The organism is Aeromonas media (assembly GCF_020423125.1).
Lineage (GTDB): Bacteria > Pseudomonadota > Gammaproteobacteria > Enterobacterales > Aeromonadaceae > Aeromonas > Aeromonas media.
In genome coordinates, this window is record NZ_CP075564.1 from 3,048,198 (window position 1) to 3,073,228 (window position 25,031).

20 protein-coding genes are annotated in these 25,031 nt (G+C 63.8%); 9 read left to right on the top strand and 11 right to left on the bottom strand.

Annotated elements, in window-relative coordinates; translation table 11 throughout:
- Positions 1-10: 10 nt before the first annotated feature.
- Positions 11-601, top strand: a complete 591-nt coding sequence (locus KI797_RS13950) for a hypothetical protein (RefSeq protein ID WP_139745109.1) — start codon at positions 11-13, stop codon at positions 599-601.
- A 286-nt stretch (positions 602-887) separates the two neighbouring features.
- The gene (locus KI797_RS13955) at positions 888-1,103 is read left to right on the top strand and encodes a YdcH family protein (protein WP_043131615.1); all 216 of its coding nucleotides are present in this window, start codon (positions 888-890) and stop codon (positions 1,101-1,103) included.
- A gap of 160 nt (positions 1,104-1,263) precedes the next feature.
- On the opposite strand, the gene nifJ is transcribed toward KI797_RS13955, so the two are convergent.
- Positions 1,264-4,869 carry a pyruvate:ferredoxin (flavodoxin) oxidoreductase gene (nifJ, locus tag KI797_RS13960; protein ID WP_226169744.1) on the bottom strand — a complete coding sequence of 1,202 codons (3,606 nt, stop codon included), beginning with the start codon at positions 4,867-4,869 and terminating at the stop codon, positions 1,264-1,266.
- Entirely contained in the window at positions 4,866-6,512 is a 1,647-nt protein-coding gene (locus tag KI797_RS13965) for an NAD(P)-binding protein (protein WP_226169746.1), read from the bottom strand. The genes nifJ and KI797_RS13965 overlap by 4 nt, the downstream gene beginning before the upstream one ends.
- A gap of 352 nt (positions 6,513-6,864) precedes the next feature.
- On the opposite strand from KI797_RS13965, the gene KI797_RS13970 reads away from it, so the two are divergent.
- Positions 6,865-8,667 carry a hybrid-cluster NAD(P)-dependent oxidoreductase gene (locus tag KI797_RS13970; protein ID WP_226169748.1) on the top strand — a complete coding sequence of 601 codons (1,803 nt, stop codon included), beginning with the start codon at positions 6,865-6,867 and terminating at the stop codon, positions 8,665-8,667.
- Positions 8,668-8,756: 89 nt separating this feature from the next.
- On the opposite strand, the gene htpX is transcribed toward KI797_RS13970, so the two are convergent.
- The 5 genes from htpX to bioB all read right to left on the bottom strand — a co-directional run bounded on the left by htpX (position 8,757) and on the right by bioB (position 13,658).
- Complete coding sequence (htpX, locus tag KI797_RS13975) at positions 8,757-9,629, bottom strand: protease HtpX (protein ID WP_171269207.1); 873 nt, start codon at positions 9,627-9,629, stop codon at positions 8,757-8,759.
- Between the two features lie 114 nt (positions 9,630-9,743).
- A complete protein-coding gene (gene bioD, locus KI797_RS13980; protein WP_226169751.1) occupies positions 9,744-10,424 on the bottom strand; it encodes a dethiobiotin synthase in 681 nt (226 codons plus the stop codon).
- An 87-nt stretch (positions 10,425-10,511) separates the two neighbouring features.
- Complete coding sequence (locus KI797_RS13985) at positions 10,512-11,387, bottom strand: methyltransferase domain-containing protein (protein ID WP_226169753.1); 876 nt, start codon at positions 11,385-11,387, stop codon at positions 10,512-10,514.
- Entirely contained in the window at positions 11,377-12,573 is a 1,197-nt protein-coding gene (gene bioF, locus KI797_RS13990) for an 8-amino-7-oxononanoate synthase (protein WP_226169755.1), read from the bottom strand. Before bioF ends, KI797_RS13985 begins: the two co-directional genes overlap by 11 nt.
- A complete protein-coding gene (bioB, locus tag KI797_RS13995; protein ID WP_226169756.1) occupies positions 12,570-13,658 on the bottom strand; it encodes a biotin synthase BioB in 1,089 nt (362 codons plus the stop codon). Before bioB ends, bioF begins: the two co-directional genes overlap by 4 nt.
- 191 nt (positions 13,659-13,849) lie before the next feature.
- Here bioB and bioA point away from each other — a divergent pair, with 191 nt between their 5' ends.
- Both bioA and KI797_RS14005 read left to right on the top strand, forming a co-directional pair.
- A complete protein-coding gene (gene bioA, locus KI797_RS14000; protein ID WP_226169758.1) occupies positions 13,850-15,124 on the top strand; it encodes an adenosylmethionine--8-amino-7-oxononanoate transaminase in 1,275 nt (424 codons plus the stop codon).
- A 135-nt stretch (positions 15,125-15,259) separates the two neighbouring features.
- Positions 15,260-16,081, top strand: coding sequence for a HAMP domain-containing protein (locus tag KI797_RS14005; protein ID WP_043131628.1), 822 nt, complete (start codon positions 15,260-15,262; stop codon positions 16,079-16,081).
- 112 nt (positions 16,082-16,193) lie between these two features.
- On the opposite strand, the gene KI797_RS14010 is transcribed toward KI797_RS14005, so the two are convergent.
- Positions 16,194-16,538: a hypothetical protein gene (locus tag KI797_RS14010; protein ID WP_005325750.1), complete on the bottom strand. Its 345-nt coding sequence runs from the start codon at positions 16,536-16,538 to the stop codon at positions 16,194-16,196.
- Between the two features lie 199 nt (positions 16,539-16,737).
- Here KI797_RS14010 and asnS point away from each other — a divergent pair, with 199 nt between their 5' ends.
- Positions 16,738-18,138 carry an asparagine--tRNA ligase gene (asnS, locus tag KI797_RS14015; RefSeq protein ID WP_041206162.1) on the top strand — a complete coding sequence of 467 codons (1,401 nt, stop codon included), beginning with the start codon at positions 16,738-16,740 and terminating at the stop codon, positions 18,136-18,138.
- A 72-nt stretch (positions 18,139-18,210) separates the two neighbouring features.
- Here asnS and KI797_RS14020 read toward each other — a convergent pair whose 3' ends face one another.
- The 3 genes from KI797_RS14020 to KI797_RS14030 all read right to left on the bottom strand — a co-directional run bounded on the left by KI797_RS14020 (position 18,211) and on the right by KI797_RS14030 (position 21,350).
- Positions 18,211-19,215 (bottom strand): NADP-dependent oxidoreductase, encoded by a 1,005-nt coding sequence (locus KI797_RS14020; RefSeq protein ID WP_226169760.1) that lies wholly within the window; start codon positions 19,213-19,215, stop codon positions 18,211-18,213.
- Positions 19,216-19,381: 166 nt separating this feature from the next.
- Positions 19,382-20,059: an SDR family NAD(P)-dependent oxidoreductase gene (locus tag KI797_RS14025; protein ID WP_226173120.1), complete on the bottom strand. Its 678-nt coding sequence runs from the start codon at positions 20,057-20,059 to the stop codon at positions 19,382-19,384.
- Positions 20,060-20,258: 199 nt separating this feature from the next.
- On the bottom strand, positions 20,259-21,350 hold the full coding sequence (locus KI797_RS14030) for an alkene reductase (protein ID WP_226169762.1): 1,092 nt from the start codon (positions 21,348-21,350) through the stop codon (positions 20,259-20,261).
- Positions 21,351-21,584: 234 nt separating this feature from the next.
- Here KI797_RS14030 and KI797_RS14035 point away from each other — a divergent pair, with 234 nt between their 5' ends.
- From KI797_RS14035 to KI797_RS14045, 3 genes are all read left to right on the top strand, one after another.
- Positions 21,585-22,193, top strand: a complete 609-nt coding sequence (locus KI797_RS14035; protein WP_042648984.1) for a TetR/AcrR family transcriptional regulator — start codon at positions 21,585-21,587, stop codon at positions 22,191-22,193.
- 345 nt (positions 22,194-22,538) lie between these two features.
- Positions 22,539-23,882 (top strand): anaerobic C4-dicarboxylate transporter, encoded by a 1,344-nt coding sequence (locus KI797_RS14040; protein ID WP_226169763.1) that lies wholly within the window; start codon positions 22,539-22,541, stop codon positions 23,880-23,882.
- 131 nt (positions 23,883-24,013) lie between these two features.
- Complete coding sequence (locus KI797_RS14045; RefSeq protein WP_226169765.1) at positions 24,014-24,670, top strand: adenine nucleotide alpha hydrolase; 657 nt, start codon at positions 24,014-24,016, stop codon at positions 24,668-24,670.
- Positions 24,671-25,031: the final 361 nt, after the last annotated feature.

A 25,031-nucleotide genomic window follows, 5' to 3' on the forward strand; every position in this document is an offset into this window, starting at 1 on the left:
CGGAATCACAATGAAGAAAATCGGACTCTTGTTGGCGGCCATCCTGCTCAGCCCGCTCGCCATGGCACAAACCGCTCCGGCGGCCCCCAAGGCGCAAGCCCCCCAGACCTGGTACGTGGCCCCCATCGTCATCGACCAGACCAGCGAGGCGCAGAAGGCCCTGACCAAGGACTTCATGGCCCAGATGATCAAGACCATCAAGATCAACGAGTACCAGACCGGCAAGGCGGTGGGCAAGCACAAGGATCCCAAGTGGCTGATCCGCACCAAGCTGGTGCCCGCCAGCACCGAGCCCCTGGTCGGCAAGAAGCACCCCCAGGGCCTCACCTACGGCAAGGGCATCCCCACCCAGGAGATAGTCGGCGAACTCATCATGAACGGCACCCTGGTGGCCCATGTGGGTCAGGGCTGGCGTGAGCCCATAGTCCCGGGTACCCCGGTGGCCGAGAAGATCACCATAGCCAACTACCAGTACGCCATCGGCAACGAAGCCAAGGCGCCTGACCTGGAAGAGCTGGCGGCGCAGATTGGCTTCGAGGTGGGCAAGGTGATAGCCCGTGACGGCAAGCCCTTGCCCGAGAAGAAAAAGAAAAAAGAGTAAACGCCACACCTGTTAGCAAGAAGGGGCCCCGCGCCCCTTCTTGCTGCCCGTCTGTCGCGCCGTTACCGTCATCAAAGCGTCACAACTGTGAACAGGATCCCAGTTCCGTCCTCTTTACCCTCCCCATAAATCGCTTATCTGCTTGTGATTCAATCAGTTAAAAATCATCTGCCAGATGCAGCAAATCCGTGGCCTCAAATTGGATCGGGATCACATTTATCTCCTGGGGGAAGGGGTAGTTTGAAGGTCAAGGCACAATCAAACGACAACAAGGAGGCTTCATTACATGTTCCCGGAGTACAGAGATCTCATCTCGAAACTGAAGAGCAGTGATGTCCATTTCCAAGAGAAGTTTGACTTGCACAACGACCTGGATGCGGAGATCAGGAAGCTGGAAAAACATCACGCCAGCGATTACAGCTCCGAGGTGAAGGATCTGAAAAAACAGAAACTTAAACTGAAAGAGGAGATATACGACATCCTCAAACAACATCCACATTAGACGCCTCGACGAATACCCGGATAAGCAACTTATCCCCCAGCCCGGCTCAAAGCCGGGCTTTTTATTGCCGGCTCACTACGGTGCGGGGCCACTCCCCTTTGACATCGGAAGCAAAGAAGCGGGCCAATGGCCCGCTTGGTTATACCGATTTAGTCCCCTCTCACACCGGCGGATGGAAATGGCTGGCCTCGCGGGTGGCCATCTCCTCGTAGGTGGTCCACCTCTGCCATACCACCTGCTGCGCCACCTGCATCAGCCGCTCCGCCTCACCCGGATGGCTCTGTGCCAGCACGCGATAACGGGTCTCCTCCTGCCGGTACTCGGCGAGCGGGATGGAGGGGCGCAGGCTGTCGAGGCTGAAGGGGTTCTGCCCCGCGCTGCGCAATACCGGGTTGTAGCGCATCAGCGGCCAGTGACCGGAGGCCACGGCGCGTTTTTGCTGGGTCAGGCCAAACTCCATATCGATGCCGTGGGCGATGCAGTGGCTGTAGGCGATGATGAGCGACGGGCCCGGATAGGCCTCGGCCTCACGCAAGGCCTGCAGCGCCTGCTGCGGATTGGCACCAAAAGCGATGCGGGCAACATAGACGTTGCCGTAGGAGATGGCCTGCAAGGCCACATCCTTCTTGGCCAGCGTCTTGCCTCCCGCCGCGAACTTGGCGACGGCACCGAGCGGGGTCGATTTCGACATCTGACCGCCGGTGTTGGAGTAGACCTCGGTATCCATCACCAGCACGTTCACATCGCGCCCGGAAGCGAGCACATGATCGAGCCCCGCCGAGCCGATGTCATAGGCCCAGCCATCGCCGCCCACTATCCAGACCGAGCGGCGCACCAACTGATCGATAAGCGATAGCAGCTCGCGGGCCTTGCCGGATTTCACCTCTTCCAGCCGCTCGCGCACTTGCGCCACCCGGGTGCGCTGGGCGCGGATCTCCGACTCCAGCCGCTGCGGGGCGCTAATCAGGGTATCGACTAACTCTGCGCCCAGCTCCCCCTTCATCGCTTCAAGGGCCGCCACCGCCTGACCGTGATGCTGATCGGCGGTGAGACGAAAACCAAAGCCAAACTCGGCATTGTCCTCGAACAGAGAGTTCGACCAGGCCGGCCCCTTCCCTTCGCCATTCTTGGCCCACGGGGTAGTCGGCAAATTGCCGCCGTAGATGGAGGAGCAACCGGTGGCGTTGGCCACCAGCATGCGATCGCCAAACAGCTGGGTCAGCAGCTTGAGGTACGGGGTCTCGCCACAACCGGCGCAGGCACCGGAGAACTCGAACAAGGGTTCGAGGAACTGGGCACCGCGCACCGTGGAAAAATCTACCCGCTCGCGGGCCGGCCAGGGCAGGCTCTCGAACCAGCGCAGCGCCTGCTTCTGGCCAGCAAGATGCGGCGCCTTATCCATCATGGTGATGGCGCGGTCGCCTTCGTGGCTCTCTCCTTCAGCACTCTCGCCTTGATGGCTGGCATCCGCTCCGGCCCGCACCGGACAGGCCTGCACGCACTGACCGCAGCCGGTGCAATCTTCCGGATAGAGCTGCAGGGTGTAACGGCTGTCGGGGAAGCCCTTGGCAGTGACGGGCACCGACTGGGCCGCCTCGGGGGCGGTCGCCAGCCAGTCCTGATGGTAGAACTTGGCCCGCAGCGCCGCGTGGGGGCAGACAAAGACGCAGTTGCCGCACTGGATGCAGATATCGGAGTGCCAGATCGGGATCTCGCGGGCGATATCCCGCTTCTCGAAGCGGCTGGTGGCGGTGGGGTAAGTGCCATCCACCGGCAGCATGGAGACCGGAATAAGATCGCCGCGCCCCGCCAGCATCTCGCCAGTGACGCGCTGGACAAACTCGCTGCCCCCCGGTGCCAGTGGCAGCGGATAGTCGCTGTTCTGCTCCTCACCGGCCGGGATCGCCACCTTGCAGAGGTGAGCCAGGGTATCGTCCACCGCCGCGAAGTTGCGCTCGACCACCTCGGGCCCCTTGCGGGCATAACTCTTCTCGATGCTCTCCTTGATGAGCGCAATGGCTTCGTCCCGCGGCAGCACCCCGGCCAGCGCGAAGAAGCAGGTCTGCATGATGGTGTTGATGCGATTGCCCATGCCGTTTTGCTCGGCCACCCGATCACCATCGATGCAGTAGAGCTGGATATTGAGGGCGCGGATACGGGCGCGCAGCCGCTCGGGCAGCTGACCCCACACCTGGTCAACCTCGTAGGGAGCGTTAAGCAGCAGGGTCGCCCCTTCCGCGGCGTGCTCCAGCAGGTCCACCGACTCCACAAAGCCCCACTGGTGGCAGCCGATAAAGCTCGCCTGCTCGATGAGCCAGGGGGCTTCGATGGGCTCGGGGCCAAAGCGCAGGTGGGAGACGGTGCGCGAACCCGACTTCTTGGAGTCGTAGACGAAGTAGCCCTGGGCGTGGAAGCCCTCCAGCTCGCCGATGATCTTGATGCTGTTCTTGTTGGCGCCCACGGTGCCGTCGGCACCGAGGCCGAAGAAGAGTGCCCGCACCCGGCTGGCGGGCTCCAGATCGCCGATGGGGTGCCAGGCCAGACTGAGGCCCGACACGTCATCGACAATCCCCACGGTAAAGCGTGGGCGAGGCGCATCGGATGCCAGCTCCTCGAACACCGCCGCACACATGGCGGGGGTGAACTCTTTGGAAGAGAGGCCGTAGCGACCGCCGCTGAGCCAGGGCAGCCGCTTGATAAGACCGCGCTGCAAGCCGTCGATCAGGGCGCTCTGCACATCCAGCAGCAGCGGCTCGCCGCCCGCTCCCGGCTCCTTGGTGCGATCCAGCACCGCCATGCGGCGCACGCTGGTGGGCAGCGCATTGAGCAGCGCCTGCACCGGGAAGGGGCGATAAAGACGAATGACCAGCACCCCGGTCTTGCGATCCTGCCGGTTGAGCCAATCCACCGTAGTGCGGGCGGTGGCCGCCCCCGAGCCCATCAGCACGATGACATCGGTGGCATCGGTTGCGCCGTGGTACTCCACCAGATGGTAGTGGCGGCCGGTCAGCTTGCCGAGGCTGTCCATGCACTGCTGTACCCGCGCCGGCACCGCCTCGTAGAAGGGGTTGACGCTCTCGCGGGACTGGAAATAGGTATCCGGGTTCTGGGCGGTGCCGCGCATCATCGGATGATCCGGGTTGAGGGCCCGGGCGCGGTGGGCACGCACCCAGTCGTTGTCGATAAGGGCGCGAATTTCATCCCGATGCAGGGCGGTGATCTTGTTCACCTCGTGGGAGGTGCGAAAACCGTCGAAGAAATGGATAAAAGGCACCCGGCACTGCAGGGTGACGCTGTGGGCAACCAAGGCCAAGTCCTGCGCCTCCTGCACCGAGCCGGAGGCAAGCATGGCAAAGCCGGTACTGCGCGCCGCCATCACATCCTGATGGTCGCCAAAGATCGACAGCCCCTGCGCCGCCAAGGATCGGGCCGCCACATGGAACACCGCCGCGGTCAATTCACCGGCGATCTTGTACATGTTAGGCAGCATCAGCATCAGCCCCTGACTGGCGGTGAAGGTGGTGGCGAGCGCCCCCGCCTGCAGGGCGCCGTGTACCGTACCGACCGCTCCCCCTTCGCTCTGCATCTCCACCACTGTGGGGATATTGCCCCACAGGTTGGTCTGCTTCTCATCCGCCCAGGCGTCAGCCAGTTCGGCCATGGTCGAGCTCGGGGTAATGGGGTAGATGGCACACACTTCGCTCAGCTGGTACGCCACCCGGGCCGCGGCTTCGTTGCCATCGACCATGATCAGTTCATGTTTCATTGGGACTCCTCCGGTTGGCGCAGCAGGATGGCGTGGCAAGGGCATTGATCGTGACAGGCACCGCAGCCGGTGCAACGATCCGCATCTACCCGATAGCCCAGACCCGGCCCCAACTTGGCGATGGCCTGCTCGGGGCAACTGCCATAACAGCCGTCGCATTCGAAGCAGTTGCCGCAGGAGTAGCAGCGCGCCGCCTCGTAGCGGGCGGCCGTCTCGTCCAGTCCGCCGATGATCTCGCCAAAATCGTCTCGCGCCCACGCCGGTTTGACCGGCTGACTGCTGGCCGGGGCGTGGGTCTGGAACCAGAGTTGCAACTGCTGTGGCCCCACCAATGGATAGGAGAGCGGTTTGTGGTAGTGGCGACCGCGCAGCCAGGCATCCATATGGCGCGCCGCCTTCTTGCCGTGGCCGGTGGCGATGGTGACGGTGCGCTCTGAGGGCACCATGTCACCGCCGGCAAACAGACCCGGCACATCCGTCATCAGGTTCTCGCCAACCTGCACCACCCCCTCCTTGTTGACTCGCACGCCGGGAATGCTCTCCAGCACCGAGAGGTCTACCTCCTGACCGAGCGCCAGAATGAGGGAGTCTGCTTCGAGGGTTTCAAATTGGCCGGTGGGCACCGGCTTGCCCTCGGCATCCAGTGCCATCACTTCCACTTCGATGCTGGTGCTGTCGAGCTGGCGGATGCTGCGCAGCCAGTTGATCTTGATCCCCTCCTCCTCGGCCTCGTCGGCTTCAAAGGCGTGGGCGGGCATATGGTCCCGGTCGCGGCGGTAGATGATCATCGCCTCTTCCACACCGAGGCGACGGGCGGTACGAGCCGCGTCCATGGCGGTGTTGCCGCCGCCGTAGATAGCCACCCGCCGCCCCAGTTTGGGGGGCGGCAAGCCCTGCTCCTCGGCCAGACTCGCCTGCTCGAGGAAACTCACCGCATTGAGGATCTTGCCCGCTTCCCGGGCCGGAATATCGACCCGCTTGGCCAGATGGGCACCGATGGCCATGAAGACGGCGTCAAAGCCCCCCTCGTCGCGCACCTTGAGCACGTCTTCCACCTTGTGGTTGAGGGTGAGGGTGACGCCAGCAGAGACGATGCGGGCCACCTCCCGATCCAGCATCTCGCGGGGCAGGCGGTAGGCGGGAATGCCGAAACGCAGCATGCCGCCGGCCAGCGGCCCCGCCTCGCGGATCTCTACCTGATGGCCGAGCCGGTTGAGGTGCCAGGCGCAGGACAAACCGGAGGGGCCGGCGCCGATCACCAGCACCTTCTTGCCGCTGGCGGGTGCAGGCGGCGCAGGCTGCCAGCCACGGGCCAGCGCCTCGTCACCGAGGAAGCGCTCGATGGCGTGAATGGAGACGGCCTCGTCCACCTGGGCCCGGTTGCAGGCAGTTTCGCAGGGGTGATAACAGACCCGGCCGTGGACGGCAGGCAGGGGATTTTCTTCGATGAGTCGCTGCCAGGCCGCCTCGAAGCGGCCCGCTTCGGCCAGGGCAAGCCAGGCCTGGATGTTCTCGCCAGCCGGGCAGGCGTGGTTGCAAGGTGGCAGGGCCGGTTGCCAGACGGGCAGCCGGGTGCGGACCGGGCCTGTTCCCGTCTTCTGGGAGAGATCCGGCTGTGGGGTCATATCCAGTTGTTTGCTCATACATTGCTTTCTTCTTGTTGGGTAACAGGCCCGCTCCGATGGCGCTTGATACCGTGTAGCCTGGGCAGACGGTGGCCGGAGAGGGAAGAAGCGAAAGCGTCAGAAACTGGAAGCTGGCTCGATGATGGGCCGTTTTTTGTACGACATGGTGGATCAGGATCAATAAATGTTGCGCTTTATGGGGCGTTTCCCCCCGGGATACGACCCCGATCACATGGCGCCGTTGACCTGCACCGATCAGGCGCCTCCTCGCCTGCCCCCCATGATGGGGGGCAAGAGAGGATTGCCGCACGGGGCAGGAATCGTTATCTTGCCCTCTTCACTGGAATCGTCACAGCACAAGGACCCTGACATGCCCAGCCTCGCCAGCATACATCTCTACCCCATCAAATCGACGGCGGGCATGCCGCTGACCCGCGCCCTGGTGACCCAGGAGGGGCTGCTGGGGGATCGCCGCTACATGGTGGTCAAGCCAGACGGCAGCTTCATCACAGCCCGCACCCATCCCCAGCTGCAACTGGTGACGGCCACCCCGGTGGAGGGCGGCCTGCAACTGCGTTACCCCGGAATGGCGCAGCTCAGGCTGCAGGAAGCGGACTTCAGCCGCGCCCCCCAGGCCACAGGCGTCTGGGGCGACAGCTTCCATGCCCTGCACACCCAGTCCCAGGCCGATGAGTGGGTGAGCCGGGTGGCGGGGGAGCCGGTTCGCCTGCTCTGGCTCGGCGAAACCTCTGACCGCTTTCGGGAGAAGACCGGCACCCGGGTCAGCTTTGCCGACGGTTATCCCCTGCTGCTGATCAGTCAGAGTTCGCTGGATGACCTCAACCTGAGATCCGATGCCCTGCACCAGATGAGCCAGTTTCGCACCAACCTGGTGGCGAGCGGCACCCGCCCCTTCGAGGAGGATGGCTGGAAGCGGATCCGCATCGGCGAGGTGGAGTTTCTGGTGGCCAAGCCGTGCAGCCGCTGCATCATGACCACGGTGGAGGCGGGCACGGATCGCTTCAACGCGCTGAAAGAGCCGCTCGCCACCCTCACCCGCTACCGCCGTGGCGAGGATGGGGAGGTCTATTTCGGCCAGAATCTGGTGGCGCTGAACGAGGGCTGGATTGAGGCAGGGAGCGAGATCCAGGTGCTGGAAACCGCCCGCCCCCCCGTCTACCCCAATGCGGCGCCGAAGAAGCGGGAGCTGGTCTGCGTCGCCCGCGAGCCCTTGGCCCGGGATCTGGAGACCTTCTGGTTCGAGGCGGCCGACGGCGAGCCCCTGCCCGACTATCTGCCGGGCCAGCACCTGCCCATCAGTCTCGACATCAAGGGGGAGCGGCAACAACGCCGCTACACCCTGAGCTCCACCCCGGAGAAGCCTGAGCGCTACGGCATCAGCGTCAAGAAGCTGGCCGATGGCCGCATCTCCCCCTGGCTGCACCATGAGCTGCGCGTGGGCGATCACCTGCTGGCCGCCCCCCCGGCCGGCGAGTTTCACTTGGAGTCCGAGCGCAAGCTGCTGCTGCTCTCGGCGGGCTCAGGCGTCACCCCCATGCTCGCCATCGCCCGCACTCTACATCTGCGCGGGGAGCTGGGCGATGTGCACTTTATGCACCTGTGCCGCAGCGAGGCCGACATTCCCGCCGCCAGCGAACTGCACGCCATGAGTCAGGCTGGCATGCAACTGACCCTGATCCTGAGCCAGCCTGACGACCACTGGCAGGGCATGAGCGGTCGCCTTGGCAAGGAGCACCTCGAGCAGGTCAGGGATCTGCTGGCGCGGGAGATCTTCCTGTGCGGCCCCCACGGCTTCATGAGCGAGGCAGCCAGGCTGCTGCAGGAGCAGGGGATCGCCGCCGAGCGCATCCGCCAGGAGAGCTTTGGCGGGGCCATCCTCTCGGTGGCCCGCCCCCACAAGGCGGTACAACTGCGCATCGGCGAACAGACCTTCGCCGGCAACAACCAGGGCACTGTGCTGGATCAGGCCCACAAACAGGGAGTGGAGCTGCCCTGGAGCTGCCGTGCCGGCATCTGCGGCAGTTGCAAGCAGACTCTGCTAGAAGGGGAGGTAGACCACCCAGATGCTCCGGCCATCACAGCCGCCGAGCGGGCTGCGGGCAAGATCCTTACCTGCTGCGCCGTGCCCCTCTCCGATCTGGTGATCAAATAAGAGGATGGCGCCGCCATAGATTGCCGCCATCACCACCACAAAGCAAAACGGCTGCCCTGAGGCAGCCGTTTTCTTATCCCATCCGACAATCAGCCACGCAGGGCGGCTATGCGCTGTTCGATGGGCGGGTGGCTCATGAACAGTTCGCTCATGGAGCGCTTGCCGTTGATGCCGAAGGCCATCATGGTGCCTTCCATCTGCGGCTCGGCACCGCGGGAGAGGCGCTGCAGCGCGGCTATCATCTTGTCGCGACCGGCCAGCTTGGCGGCACCGGCGTCGGCGCGGAATTCGCGCTGACGGCTGAACCACATGACGATCATGGAGGCCAGCACCCCGAACAGCATCTCCAGCACGAAGACGGTGATCATGTAGGCAAAGCCACCGGAGCTGCTGCTCTCCTCGTCGTTGTTGGAGCTGAAGAAGTTGCTGATGACGCCGGCCACGATGCGGGCGAAGAACATCACGAAGGTGTTCACCACCCCCTGGATCAGGGTCAGGGTCACCATGTCGCCGTTGGCCACGTGGCTCACCTCGTGGGCCAGCACGGCTTCCGCCTCGTCGCGGCTCATGCTGTAGAGCAGGCCGGACGACACGGCAACGAGGGAGTCGTCGCGGCGGGCGCCGGTGGCGAAGGCGTTCATCTCGGGGGAGTCGTAGATCCCCACTTCCGGCATCTTGATGCCAGCCTCACGGGCCTGACGGGCGACTGTGCTCACCAGCCAGTGCTCTGTCTCGTTGCGGGGCTGCTCGATGACCTGGACGCCATAGCTGCGCTTGGCCATCCACTTGGACATCAGCAAGGAGATAAAGGAACCCCCAAAACCGAACACGGCACAGAACACCAACAGACCGGAAATGCTGGACTTGTTGATCCCCAGAACCGAGAACAGGATATTGAGTACCACCCCCAGCACCAGCATGACGGCCAGGTTGGTCACCAGGAATAGCATAATTCGCTTCATATTGACTCCTTGTGAGATATAGATGCATGGTTCGGGCCAATTCACAATCGACCCGATACCACACCTGCCCCCGATCATAGACAGACTCGATGAATGTTTGCTGAATGTTGGGCCTCAGAGCAGGGACGAGATGTCGAGACAATCGCGCAGATCCGCCTCGAGCGGCTGGTCTACGAAGGGGATCTCCCCCAGAAATGGGGCCGGCAACATGGCTTTCAAGGTGGCCAGGTTCTCCTGGTAGCGACTCATGTGCGGATCCACCCGATTGACCACCCAGCCTGCCAGGGTCAGCCCCTGATGGCGGATGGCGGCGCAGGTGAGCAGGGCATGATTGAGGCAACCCAGCTTGGCCCCCACCACCAGGATCACCGGCAGGCGCTCAAGGGCGACCCAGTCGGACAGCAGATGCTGGTGATCCAGCGGCAAAAACCAGCCCCCCGCCCCCTCGACGATCACCAGTTCGGCCCCGGCCCGCTCAATCTCCCGCAGCCCGGCAGACAGACCCGCCAGAGGAATGCTCGCCCCCACCTCCTGCGCGGCTATGTGGGGGGCTATGGGGGGCTCGAAGGCATAGGGGTTGACCGAGTCGATGGGCAGCGGGAGGCTGGCGGCCGCTTGCAGTTGCTGAGCATCGAGGTTGCGAAGCCCCTCGGGGGTGCGGGCACAGCCGGCGGAGATCGGCTTGTAGCCGGCGCAGACTATGCCCCGGGCGGCGAACGCCTGCAGCAGGGTACGAGCGACCAGGGTCTTGCCCACGTCGGTGTCGGTGCCCGTGATGAAATAAGATGTCGCCATGATGATTCCTCAGCGCAGTTCAGGGCGCCGGTTGCGCCCTGGTATCAATGGTGAATAGCAGGGATTGTTACTGCCTTTGAATGGCTATCAACGTCGAACCAGGCGCCCGAGACAGACCTCGTAGCTGGCGGCCAGCAGGCCGTCGGGCTGGCGGTGGCGCTCATAGGCTTCTCCGAGACGCCTCAGGCGCTGGCGGTTGCCCAGCCCCGCGGCCCTGTCGTCATTGACCTGGCTGGCCCCTATGCCCTTGAGATCCCGCAGCAAGTCGTTGAGCTCCAGATAGGCGAGAGACCAGGTGACAGAGGTCAGCTCAAGCGCTTGAAAACCCGCGGCACCAATGGCCTGCTGCAACTGGGGCAGGGCGAGGAAGCGGTTGACGTGGGCATGCCCGTCGACGGCGCCCCAGGCCTCGCGCAACTGCCAAAGCGAGCCGGCCAGCAGGGTCGAGAAGAAGATCTGACCGCCGGGCTTGAGCACCCGGTGGATCTCGGCAAACGCCTGGGCCGGGCGCTCGCACCACTGCAGGGCCAGGCTGGAGAAGACCCAGTCCAGGCTCTGATCCGCGAAGGGCAGCGCCTCCGCATCGCCGCATACCAGCCGGGCGCCACTGCCACGCAGGGCGGCCTGCGCCAGCATGCCGGGGGCGAGATCCAGCCCGTGCAACCGCTGGCAACGACCCGCCAGCGCGGGCAGGAAGAAGCCGGTACCGCAGCCCAGATCCAGCCCAGTTTCCGGTAAACCGTCAGGCAAGGAGTCGGGCAAACCACGCCGGTACACGGCAGTGTCAAGATCCAGCCCGCAAACCGTCAGTTCAGAACCGACCGGCCTGTCCAGCATCAGGTCAAGCAGCGCCTGCCCCACCTCCTGCTGGAAGCGGGCATGGGCGTCGTAGTGACGGGCGGCGGCCCCGAAGCGGCGGGCGAGCTGGGCCTTGTCGACCTGCTGGAAACGCTCATGCAGCATGGGCGCCTCCTCTCTGATCATTGGATGGGCAGGGACCCAGGGCCTCGAGCAGGCGATCCACGTCATTTTCGCCGTGGGCGGCACTCAGGGTGATGCGAAGGCGCGCCGTGCCGACCGGCACAGTGGGCGGGCGAATGGCGCTCACCCAGATACCGCGCTCGCGCAACCGCTCGGCCAGTTGCAAGGCGGCACTGCTCTCCCCCACCAGCAGGGGCTGGATCGGGGTGTTGCTTGCGCCCAGCGTCCAGCCCTGCGCCTGTGCCCCCTGTCGAAAGCGGGCGATAAGGCGAGCGAGGTGCGCGCGGGCTTCGTCGGCGGCGCGCACCAGCTCGATACTCTTGCTCACCGCGCAGGCCTGGGCGGCGGGCATATGGGTGCTGTAGACATAGTGGCGGGCAAAGTTGACCAGATAGTCCACCAGCTCGCGGCTGCCGCCTACGAAGGCGCCGGCCAGCCCGAGCGCCTTGCCGAAGGTACCCATATGAATATGTACGCTGGCAGGAGCAACCCCTTGCGCCGCCAGGGTGCCGCGCCCTTGCGGCCCCAGCACGCCGAGGCCGTGGGCATCGTCGATCATCAGCCAGTTCCCGCTCTGTGCGGTCAGGGCCGCAAGTTCAGCCCAGGGGCCCTGATCCCCGTCCATGCTGAACACCCCTTCCGAGACGATCAGGCCCCTGTTTGGCTCAAGCTGACGCGCGAGCGCGGCCATGTCGTTGTGGCCAAAGCGCTTCATCTTGCAGGGCAGCTGGCTGCCCATCTCCTGCAAAGAAGCGTGGTTGAGCCTGTCCTGCCACAGCAGATGCTCCTTGCCGAGCAGGGCCTTGAGCACCGCCTGATTAGCCGAGAAGCCGCAGTTGAACAGCAGCACCGCCTCCACCCCGAGCCAGTCGGCCAGCGTCTCTTCCAGCTCTTGGTGGGCACGGCTGTAGCCTGTCACCAGGGGCGAGGCGCCGGCGCCCGCGCCATAGCGGTCGATCCCCTCCTTGAAGGCGGCCTTGATGGCGGGATGATCGGCGAGCCCCAGGTAGTCGTTGGCAGAGAGGTTGAGGTAGTCGCGCCCCCCGACCCGGATCCGCCCGCAGCTCGCCACATCCACAGGAGTGCGTCGGCGCAGCAGGGCGGCCTGATCACGTTCGGCCAGGGCCTCCCCCAGTGCAAAGGGACCGGTGACAACAGGGGAAGTCATGGACGGACGGCACCTGCACGGGGGCGGGTGGCGTCATAAAACATCTCGGCGGGCTCGTTCTGGCGGCTCACCTCGGCCAGCAGCTCCTCTTCTTGAACTTGATCCGGCTTCTGGGCCCGCTGGGCGGGGCGGATGCCGAGGCGCTTGAACAGCTGCATGTCGCTGTTCTCGTCCGGGTTCGGGGTGGTCAGCAGCTTGCAACCATAGAAGATGGAGTTGGCACCCGCCATAAAGCACATGGCCTGCATCTGCTCGTTCATCTTCTCCCGCCCGGCAGAGAGACGCACGTGGGAGGCGGGCATCATGATGCGCGCCACCGCTATGGTGCGGATAAACTCGAACGGATCCAGATTCTCCTGGTTTTCCATGGGCGTCCCCTTCACCTTGACCAGCATGTTGATGGGCACACTCTCCGGGTGGCGCGGCAGGTTGGCCAGCGCCATCAAGAGGCCCGCCCTGTCTTTCGCCTGCTCCCCCATACCGACGATGCCGCCGGAGCAGACCTTCATGCCGGCGCCGCGCACGTGCTCCAGGGTGTCCAGGCGGTCCTGATAGGTGCGGGTGGTGATGATATCGCCGTAAAACTCCGGCGAGGTGTCGAGGTTGTGGTTGTAGTAATCAAGCCCGGCGGCGCCCAGGCGCGCCGCCTGATCGGCGGTAAGCATCCCTAGCGTCATGCAGGTCTCCATCCCCAGCCCGCGCACCTCCTCGACCATGCGCAGGATATAGGGCATGTCCCTCTCTTTGGGGTTGCGCCAGGCGGCCCCCATGCAGAAGCGCGACGAGCCGTTGGCCTTGGCCTCGCGCGCCCGCTCCAGCACTTTCTCCACTTCCATCAGCCGCTCGGTCTCGAGCCCGGTGTGATAGCGGGCGCTCTGGGGGCAGTATTTGCAATCCTCCGGGCAGGCGCCGGTCTTGATGGAGAGCAGGGTGCTCACCTGCACCTCGTTCGGGTCGAAATGAGCGCGGTGTACCGTCTGGGCCTGGAACAGCAGATCGTTGAATGGCAGGGCAAACAGGGCCTGGACCTCGGCGAAGGTCCAGTCGTGACGAAGGGCGTGACCGCCCAGGGTGAGAGCATTCATACATGGCTTCCGGTTGTTATAAGTGGGATCCTGCGCCGCCCCCTTGGGATGAAGAACCGCAGAACCCGCCATCGGCCTGCCCGCTCGTTGCGAGGCGTGACGCCAAGTGGCTGAAATTGTTGGCTAGTGTAGAGAGCACGCGTAGACTGTCAACACCGACCAGATCAAATCAATTGACAACAGAACACAAAATGACCAATCAAGAATTCGACCTGCACCACGTCTGGCACCCCTACACCTCCCTCACCCATCCCCTGCCCTGCTATGAAGTGGCCAGCGCCAAGGGGGTGACCCTCACCCTCAGCGACGGCCGCGAGCTGGTGGATGGCATGAGCTCCTGGTGGGCCTGCGTCCACGGTTATCAGGTGCCGGAACTGGACGCAGCGGCGACTGCCCAGCTCGGCAAGATGTCCCACGTGATGTTTGGCGGGTTGACCCATGCCCCGGCGGTGGCGCTGTGTCGCAAGCTGGTGGAGATCACCCCGGCCGGGCTGGATCGGGTGTTTCTGGCGGATTCCGGCTCGGTGGCGGTGGAGGTGGCACTCAAGATGGCCCAGCAGTACTGGCACGCCAGGGGAACGCCCCGCGCCAAATTCGTCTCCCTGCGGGGCGGCTATCACGGTGACACCTTCGGCGCCATGAGCGTCTGCGATCCGGATGGCGGCATGCACGAGCTCTACAAGGGCTTCCTGCCCGAGCACCATTTTGTCGAAGCGCCCAGCTGTCGCTTCCACGCCCAGTGGGACGAGAGCTGCGTCGTAGAGCTGGCGGAGCTGGTTGCCGATCGCCACGAAGAGATAGCCGCCATCGTGCTCGAACCCATCGTTCAGGGGGCCGGTGGCATGCGCTTCTATCATCCCCGCTACCTGCAGTGGGTGCGCGCCCTGTGCGACGAGTTCGGCCTGCTGCTCATCGCCGACGAGATCGCCACCGGCTTTGGCCGCACCGGTCAGCTGTTTGCCTGCGACTGGGCAGGGATCAGCCCCGACATCCTGTGCCTGGGCAAGGCGCTCACCGGCGGCTACCTGACGCTCTCGGCCACCCTCACCACGGAGCAGGTCGCCCGTACCATCTGTGACGGCAAGGCCGGCGTCTTTATGCACGGCCCCACCTTTATGGGCAACCCGCTCGCCTGCGCGGTGGCCAACGCCTCCATCGATCTGCTGCTGGCATCACCCTGGCAAGCGCGGGTGCAGGCCATCGAGCATCAACTCAAAACCGAACTGGTACAGCTGACCCTGCACCCGGCGGTGGCGGACGTGCGGGTGCTCGGCGCCATCGGGGTGGTGGAGATGAAGGAGCGGGTGGACGTGGCGCGCATCCAACGCAAGTTCGTCTCGCTGGGGGCCTGGATCCGTCCGTTTGGCAAGCTGGTCTACCTGATGCCCCCCTTCGTCATCACCCCCGAAGAGCTGCGGGTGCTGACCCATGCCATCCATGAGGCCATCGCCAGCGGTGAATTCTGAGCCTCGATGAATAGGCTCTGCATGAGAATGCAGGGCCTTTTGGCTCTTTTTCATCAGAATGTGAGCGAGACACCAAAACCCGGCTGGCGAGGAGAGTAGACTGCGCGGGTTTTACCCAACAGATGTACCTTTCCCATGCGCCTCTCCATCACTGCCAAGATCAATTTCTTCCTGCTCTTCATCTTCTCCATGGTACTGGTGTTCTCTGCGGCCTATCAGGCGGTGCGCGAGCGCGACCTCATCCTGACCCTCATCAAGGAGCAGAGCCGCGAGCAGAGCGAAGCCTATTTCGACGGCCTCAACATGCTGATGCTGACCGGCAAGATGGACGCCCGCGACACCCTGCGCGCCAAGTTTCTCGATCACGCCCACGTGGAAGATGCCCGCATAGTGCGCGGGGCGGCGGTCAACAAGCAGTATGGAGCGGGTCGTGACAGCGAGGCCCCCAAGGACAGATTCGATGCCCTGGCCCTGACGGGCAAGGGCAGTCTGGAGGTGGTGCACGACGGCATCCACAGCAAGCTGGTGGTGACCCGTCCGCTGCTGGCCAGTAAGGATTTTCGCGGTACCGACTGCACCAGCTGTCACCAGGTGCCGGAGAACACCGTGCTCGGGGCGGTGCGCTTTGACTACTCCCTCGACACCCTCTTTACCCGGGTCGAGCAGAACATTCTCACCTCGGCGCTCAGTCTCACCCTCATCTTCGGGCTGGGGCTGCTGCTGACGCTCTGGGTCATCCGTACCTGGATAGTCCGCCCCCTCAACCAGCTGACCCGCTCCATGGAAGAAGCCACCGATCTGCACGACTTCGGCCACCGGCTGGAGGGCGATGAAGGGGACGAGATAGGCCGGGTGGCCCTCGCCTACAACCAGATGCTCGACAGCGTGGAGCGCCAGCTCGGCAAGCGCCCCGCCCCCTCGTCCCAGGACGAGAAGCCGACGGATCACGCCAGGTAGTAACACAGCAGGCTGGCGACCAGGATCAGCAACAGGCTGAACAGATTGATGTGCCGCGCATCCTCTGCGCCTGCGCTCCAGTGCTCTCGTCACAGGACGAGAAACCGGCGGATCACGCCAGATAGTAAAGCAGCAGGCTGGCGGCCAGGATCAGCAGCAGGATGAACAGATTGACGTGCAGCGCATCCTCTTGCCGTCGGCTGCGCCTGCGCTCCAGCATCAGCACCACCAGGGTCAGCAGGCAGCAACCCCAGAGCCCGTGCACCAGCCAGGGGGTGAGGGCGGGATCCCACTCCTGGCGCACCTTGACCCCGCCATAGACCAGAAAGCCGTAGGCCGTCTGCGGCCTGGCGAAGTGGTAAAGGGAGAGCAGGACGATAAAGCCGCTCCAGCAGAGGATCACCAGCCCCTGGAGAACCCGTATCCAGCCATCCGGCCCCCGTCTGCGTTCCTTCACTCTCACCCCCTGCCCAACCGACCGGATCCATGCAAGATTCATGGGGAAAACCCCGCAAGGGTCCGACATTTTTGCTTGTTTATCAAACCCGCGCGGGTAAGATTGACGGCTTAGTCTGCCATGGTGGGCCACTCATGCCCGGGCCAGACCCCTAGTGTTGCAAATAGCGCTGCAAGAACAAGCTGGAGACAATATTTCGATGACGCACGCATCCGTAGTAGATGTGCTGACCGGTAAGTATGCGGTTGGCACCACCCAGACAGTGAAAGGGTGGATCCGGACCCGCCGCGATTCCAAGGCGGGGATCTCATTTTTGGCCATATCCGATGGCTCCTGTTTCCATCCGGTACAGGCCGTCGTTCCCAATACCCTGGCCAATTACGAGAATGAAGTGCTGCGTCTGACCACCGCCTGCTCCGTGGAAGTGACCGGTGTGGTCGTGGCTTCCCAGGGCAGCGGCCAGGCCTTCGAGCTGCAGGCCTCCGACGTCAAGGTAGTGGGCTGGGTCGAAGATCCGGACACCTACCCCATGTCTGCCAAGCGCCACAGCATCGAATACCTGCGCGAGCAGGGTCACCTGCGTGCCCGTACCAACGTGGTCGGCGCCGTGACCCGGGTACGCAACTGCCTGGCCCAGGCCATTCACCGCTTCTTCCACGAAGAAGGCTATCTGTGGATCGCCGCTCCCCTCATCACCGCCTCCGACACCGAAGGCGCTGGCGAGATGTTCCGCGTCTCCACCCTTGACATGGAAAACCTGCCGCGCACGCCCGAAGGCAAGGTAGATTACGACAAGGACTTCTTCGGCAAGGAGACCTTCCTGACCGTCTCCGGTCAGCTCAACGTCGAGACCTATGCCTGCGCCCTGTCCAAGGTCTACACCTTCGGCCCGACCTTCCGCGCCGAAAACTCCAACACCAGTCGCCATCTGGCCGAGTTCTGGATGGTGGAGCCGGAAATCGCCTTCGCCGATCTGGAAGATAACGCCGCCCTGGCCGAAGCCATGCTGAAGTACGTCTTCAATGCCGTGCTGACCGAGCGCCGCGACGATCTGGAGTTCTTCACCCAGCACATCGACAAGGACGCCATTGACCGTCTGGAGCGCTTCGTCGCCTCCGACTTCGCCCAGATCGACTACACCGACGCCATCGAAGTGCTGAAGAACTGCGGCAAGAAGTTCGAGTTCCCGGTCTCCTGGGGTATCGATCTCTCCTCCGAGCACGAGCGCTATCTGGCCGAGGAGCATTTCAAGTCTCCTGTGGTGGTGAAGAACTACCCGAAAGACATCAAGGCCTTCTACATGCGCCTCAACGACGACGGCAAGACCGTCGCCGCCATGGACGTGCTGGCCCCGGGGATCGGCGAGATCATCGGTGGCTCCCAGCGTGAGGAGCGTCTCGAGGTGCTGGATGCCCGTCTGGCCGAGATGGGCCTGAACAAGGAAGATTACTGGTGGTATCGCGATCTGCGTCGCTACGGCACAGTGCCGCACTCCGGCTTCGGCCTGGGCTTCGAGCGCCTGGTGGTCTATGTGACCGGCATGGGCAACGTGCGCGACGTCATCCCCTTCCCGCGTACCCCGCGCACCGCTGAGTTCTAATCGCGGACAGCACGCGAATCGCAAAAGCCGACCCTTGGGTCGGCTTTTTTGTTCTTTGCCGTCGCTCTGCACCTACGCCAGGCTGACGACCACCTTGCCCTTTGCGCGACCGGTCGCCAGATAGGCGAGCGCCTCGCCGACCTGTTCAAACGGAAAGACCTTGTCGATCACGGGTCTGAGCTTGCCCTCGTCGAGCAGCGCAGCAATACGGGTCAGCTGGGCACCATCCGGGCGCACGAACATCATGCCGTAGGTGAGGCCCCGTTGCCGGGCAAGACGGTGGATCTTCCAGCTCATTAGGCCAAACAGGGCGGTCATGATGATGTTCATGTTTCTCGCCCGCGCAAAGGCCGCATCCGGCGGGCCGACCAGCGACAGGACCCGCCCCCCTGGCTGGAGGATCGACAACGACCGCTCGATCGCGTCTCCCCGCAAGGCGCCCAGCACCAGATCATAACCCTGCAAAACGGCATCGAACGCCTGCCGTCTGTAGTCGACCACCACCTCGGCCCCCAACTGTCCTACCCACTCGGCGTTTGCCGTGCTGGTAGAGGTCGCGACCAAGGCCCCCAGGTGCTTGGCCAGCTGAATGGCAAAGGAGCCTATGCCACCGGATCCCGCGGGAATAAACACCCTCTGGCCCGGCACGAGTGGGGCCTGCTCGGTGAAGGCCTGCCAGGCGGTCAGCGCCACCATGGGAATGGACGCCGCCTGAACGAAGTCGAGGCTGGCCGGTTTGAGGGCCGCCGCGTGTTCGGGCACCACAACCCATTGCGCCAGGGCGCCGCGCCCCAGATCGAAGAGGCTGGCATAGACGGCATCCCCCGGACGAAAGCGCGTCACCCGGCTGCCGACCTCCACCACCACACCGGCCAGATCGCTGCCGAGCACGGCGGGCAGCTCGAACTTGAGCAGGGGTTTGAAGGTGCCTCGCGGGATCATGTTGTCGATGGGATTGAGACCGACGGCATGCACCTTGACCAGGATCTCGTCCGGCCCCACGGTCGGGTGCGGCAGTTCGGCGAACTCGGGCCGCGCCGAGCGACCATAGCGTTTGAACACAAAGGCTTTCATCATCTTGTTACCGAGAAACATGATGGGGCCGAACCAGGCAAAGCCCCTGTCCAATCCAGGGCCCCTGCACAGATTCGGCGCGTATCATCAAACGGAAAAGGGCGACGGCCTGAGTGATGAATGTCGGGTTGGTATATCTTCCAACAGACCGTCGGTGTGGTTGCCCAGATCAGTGGTCTTGCGGCGCCACCTGATAACGCTCGGCGGCGTGCGCCTGCCGAAGGTCGGAGAGCAGCGCCTTGCGCGCGCCATCGAGCTCATCCCAGCGGCTGGCCTCATGCAGCGGCGGTATGGTGACGGCTTCACGGCGATCGAAACCGACCAGGGCTGCGTCCACCAGCTCCTCCACCTCCATCAACTCAGGCAAGCTGTCGGGATCGATGCCGGTACGGGCCCAGATATCGGTTCTCGTGGCGGCAGGGAGAACCGCCTGCACATAGACCCCTTTCGGAGAGAGCTCCAGGCTCATCCCCTGGGACAGGAACAGCACGAAGGCCTTGGTCGCACCATAGATGGTTGCGCCAAACTCGGGTGCGAGCCCGACCACTGAGCCGATGTTGACGATGGCCCCCTCCCCGGCTTGCACCAGTCGCGGCGCAATCGCGACGGCCAGGCGTGCCAGCGCCGTGGTGTTCAGGGCCAGCAGTTGTTCGACGCTGCTGGCGGTCTGTGCGAGGAAGTGACCCACCTGACCCGCCCCCGCGTTGTTGATCAGGATGCCGATGCTGGCATCATCCCGTAGCCGGGCCTCCACGGCGGCCAGCTCCCGGGGTTGGGTGAGATCGGCGGGCAGGATCTCGACGGCGACGCCGTACGCCTGGCGCAGGCGGCTGGCCAGCGCCGTCAGCCGCGCCGGGCGAAGCGGTCGGCATAGGTGGCGCCAATGCCGCTGGAGGCACCTGTGATAAGCACTCTGGGTTTAATGGTCATGATGTCATTCTCTCTGTGCTCGTATTGAACCGGGATGGATGTCGCGCCAGGCACTCAACGGCCGATGGCGCTGTGTCGACGGGGGGCCTGCTATGACGCCCCCTGCCGATCTACGTTTACTCGCCGGCACCCGCCAGGGCCGGGTAGTCGATGTAGCCCTCGGCACCGCCGCCATAGAGGGTCTCGGGTTTGAGCGCAGCGAGCGGGGCGCCCTGCTGCAGGCGCTCGACCAGATCCGGATTGCTGATAAAGGGGCGACCGAAGGCAAACAGGTCCGCCTTGCCCTGGGCCAGAGCACTGCCGGCCAGCGTCAGGTCATAACCGTTATTGGCCAGATAGGTCTGCTTGAAGCGCCGACGCAGGGAGGCGAAGTCGAAAGGGGCGACATCCCGGGGGCCGCCGGTGGCACCCTCGATCACGTGCAGGTAGACGACGCCCAGCGCACTGAGCCGCTCGACGAGATAGTCGTACTGCGGCTGGGGATCGCTGCAGGAGATGCCATTGGCCGGTGAGACGGGGGAGATCCGGACCCCGGTGCGATCGGCTCCAATCTCCTTGGCCACGGCGGCGGTGACCTCGAGCAGCAGCCGCGCGCGGTTCTCGATGGAGCCACCATAGCCGTCGGTACGCAGGTTGGCCCCATCCTTGAGGAATTGCTCCAGCAGATAGCCGTTGGCACCGTGGATCTCGACCCCGTCAAAGCCCGCCGCCATGGCATTGGCAGCTGCCTGACGAAAATCGTCGACGATACCGGGAAGCTCCTCCAGTGCCAATGCACGGGGCATGGACACCTCGACGAACTCATTGTTGACGAAGGTCTTGGTCTGGGCGCGAAGGGCCGAAGGGGCCACCGGCGCCGCGCCATCGGGTTGCAGCGTGACGTGGGAGACACGGCCGACGTGCCACAACTGCACGAAAATACGACCGCCCCTGGCATGCACCGCATCGGTCACCTTGCGCCAGCCCGCAATCTGCGCCGCCGTGTAGAGGCCGGGGGTGTCCTGATAGCCCTGCGCCTGGGCTGAGACCTGGGTCGCCTCGGCGATCAGCAGACCCGCCGTGGCCCGCTGACTGTAATAGGTGGCGGCATGCTCGCTCGGGACCAGGCCGGGGCCGGCACGGTTGCGGGTGAGCGGCGCCATCACGATGCGGTTGGCGAGGGTGATGTGGCCAAGGGAATAGGCCTCGAAGAGTCTCTTGTCTGTCATGGTGTGCCTCTGTCGTGTGAAACATGGGTCTGGGAAGGAAGGTAGTCTGTATCCCGACATGGCGCCGCCCTGCTCGGGGGCTGCAAGGGTCAATCGAGGGTCAGGGCGTTCAACCCCTTCCCGGGGTCTGCGCATTAAAGATGACGATCACAATCTTTTCAGTCAAGCATTTTGATGATGACCAACATCAATGTATAGTGATCACCACTTCCATGATTCAGAGGACGACCGGGTATGAGGGTCACCAAGGCACAGGCTCAGACAAACCGGGCACACATAGTCGCCACCGCAGCCAAGCTGTTTCGCGAACGGGGTTACGATGGCGTGGGAGTGGCGGATCTGATGGGGGCGGCCGGCTTCACTCACGGCGGTTTCTACAAGCACTTCCCCGCCAAGGCGGATCTGATGGCGGAGGCCGCCACCTGCGGCTTTGAACAAAGCGTGGAGAAGACCAGCGCCCTTGATGCCCCCGAGTTTGTCAGGCACTACCTGTCCAGGGAACACCGCGATGCCCCGGGGGATGGCTGCATCATGGCCGCACTGTGCGCCGATGCGGCGCGGCAACCGGCCCAGGTCAAGGTCGCCTTCGAAGCCGGCATTGAAGCGATGCTGGCGCGTACAGGGAGTCTGCGCGACACACCGGATACAGAGAACACCCAGGCCCATCGCGCCAAGAGGATAGCGCTGATGGCACAGATGATAGGGGCCATCATGCTCTCACGGGCCTGTCCGGATGAATCGCCACTGGCCGATGAGATCCTGGATGCCTGCCGAACAACCCTGCTGTCACAGACTGCCTCTTCCGAAGACCCGACTACCACCGAGTCAAACCGGGACGCTTGAGCCGCCCCGTCAGACTCGCAGGTCATGGCCTCCCCGGCCTGCGACACCCCCTCCTCGACCCCTGCCGACTACTGACAGGGGCGATGCCCTTGCATATCACACTGATCCTCGAATAAATCCCTCACCTTATTCACCTGCCTGTCCTCCCTCAGCGCCCCTGCGCAAGGCCTTACCCGTAGTTTTTATGCACTTAAATCGGAAAAGGGTCGGTTATTGAACCACCTCAATTTTTTACCTCTTTAGGGGTGACAGAATATCCACTAACCCTTTAGGGGCAAATAATGACAGATGCTCCCGGGCCCCAGGGCCGATGCGGACATGGATTCAATCACACGAGGTAATGGAATGATCTTGATGGAATTTTTGGTGGTACTCGGCTGCTTGCTGCTGGGTACCCGCTTTGGGGGCATGGGACTGGGTCTCATCAGTGGCATAGGCCTCTTCCTGCTGACCTTCGTCTTCGGCCTGGTGCCGGGCGAACCACCGGTGCAGGTGATGCTGACCATACTCGCGGTGATCGGCTGCGCCGCCACCCTGCAGACCGCCGGCGGCCTCAACCTGATGATGCAGGTGGCCGAGCGCCTGCTGCGCCGTCACCCGCAATACATCACCATACTGGCGCCCCTGACCACCTGGACCCTCACCTTCCTGTGCGGTACCGGCCACGTGGTCTACACCATGTTCCCCATCATCGCTGACATCGCGCTGCAGAAGAACATCCGTCCCGAGCGCCCGATGGCGGTGGCGTCTGTCGCCTCCCAGATGGCGATCTGCGCCTCGCCGGTGTCGGTCGCCGTGGTCTCCATGGTCTCCATCCTGGCGGCCGGTCACGGCATAGGTCAGGCCTATGGCCTGCTCGACATCCTGATGATCGCCATCCCCTCCTCCCTGACCGGTGTGATGATGGCGGCCCTGTGGAGCCTGCGCCGCGGCAAGGACCTGGACAAGGACGAGGAGTTCCAGGCCAAGATCAAGGATCCGGAGCAGCGCGCCTTCGTCTACGGCGGCGGTGAAACCCTGCTCAACACCAAGTTCCCGAAAGAGGCCTACTGGTCTACTTGGATCTTCTTCGCCGCCATCGCCGCCGTGGTATTGCTCGGTGCCAACGAAGGGTTGCGTCCTGTGTTCACCATCAAGGACAAGACCGGCCCGCTCTCCATGAACCTGGTGATCCAGATGATGATGCTGATCGCCGGAGCCATCATCCTGATGCGCTGCAAGGTCAAGCCAGGCGACATCTCCAACGGTGCCGTCTTCAAGGCCGGCATGGTCGCCATCTTCTCCGTGTTCGGGGTTGCATGGATGAGTGAGACCTTCTTCCAGGCCCACATGCCGCTGCTCAAAGAGACCCTGGCTCACGTGGTACAGGCCCAGCCCTGGACCTACGCCCTGGTGCTCTTCCTCATCTCCAAGCTGGTCAACAGCCAGGCCGCCGCCCTGACCGCCATCGCCCCCATGGGTCTGGCACTGGGGGTGGAGCCGAAATTGCTGATCGCCTTCCTGCCGGCGAGCTACGGCTACTTCGTGCTGCCGACCTACCCGAGCGATCTGGCCTGTATCGGTTTCGACCGCTCAGGTACCACCCGTATCGGCAAGTTCATCATCAACCACAGCTTCATCATTCCGGGGCTGATCGGGGTCAGCAGCTCCTGCGCCCTGGGGTATCTGCTGACCACCATCTTGTTGTGATCCAGACGGCGTTCGCCGCGCCATCCCCAACGGGCCCCTTCGCGGGCCCGTTGCCTTTCCCGCCTTCCCGCTTTGCCAAGAACCCGCCGGCTCGGTAGCATGCCTCATCTTTCATGATTGGAATCAACCCCATGTCTCGCGTCATCCTGCTCTGGAGCGGTGGCAAAGATGCCATGCTGGCCCTCTGCCATGCCCGCGCCGCGGGCCATCAGGTGGTGGCACTGGCCACCTTTGCTCCCCCTGCGCCCCGCTTTCTCGCTCACCCCTTGCCGCTGGTGCGCCGTCAGGCGGCGGCCCTCGGGCTGCCCCATCTGCTGGTCACCATAGAGGCGCCGTTCGAGCAGAGCTATGAGACGGCGCTGAGCCGCTTGCAGCAGGAGTGGGCACTCGATGGTGTGGTGACTGGCGACATCGACAGCGTGGGGGGCGCGCCAAACTGGATCCGCGAGCGCAGCCAGCCGCTTGGGTTCACCGTCCACACCCCGCTCTGGCAGCAATCTCGCCAAGCCTTGCTGGCGGATATGCTGGCCCGCGGCATCGTCGCCCACCTCTCCTGTGTCGATACCCGGGTGCTGGCGCCGGAATGGGCCGGGCGAGTGCTGGATGCAGCCACCCTGACCGAGTTGCAACAACTGGCCGAGCGCGAGGGTTTCGATGCCTGCGGCGAGCAGGGGGAGTACCACACCATGGTGACCGACGGCCCGGGCTTTGCCGCCCCGCTGCACCTCGATGGCTGGCAGGTGGAGCGCCAAGATCATCTGGCCTACCTGGCAGAAGATGAGGGATAACAAAACCACGCCATGGGACCGGATCGCTACAGGGCACGCTAAACAAGCGAGATAACACAACGGGAGGCAATGCCTCCCGTCTTGATCGGGTTGGACCCGTTTCCCACGAAGCAAGCAAGACGCCAGCTTATTTCAACAGCCTGATCAGCCCCCTCTGCAGCAGGTCGATGCATGGCGCGATGCTCTTCAGCAGCAGGCATACAGCGCCCGAGTGGAACTCGCCCCATGGTGCAGACGGCATCCAGCGCCGGTACCGCTTGCGGGCGGTAATCCTTGACGATACCGCAGGCCACGACCATCGGCACGAGCAAGGCAAACAAGAGTACCAGGGTAGGCTCCCGGCAAGACTATCGAGAAACGT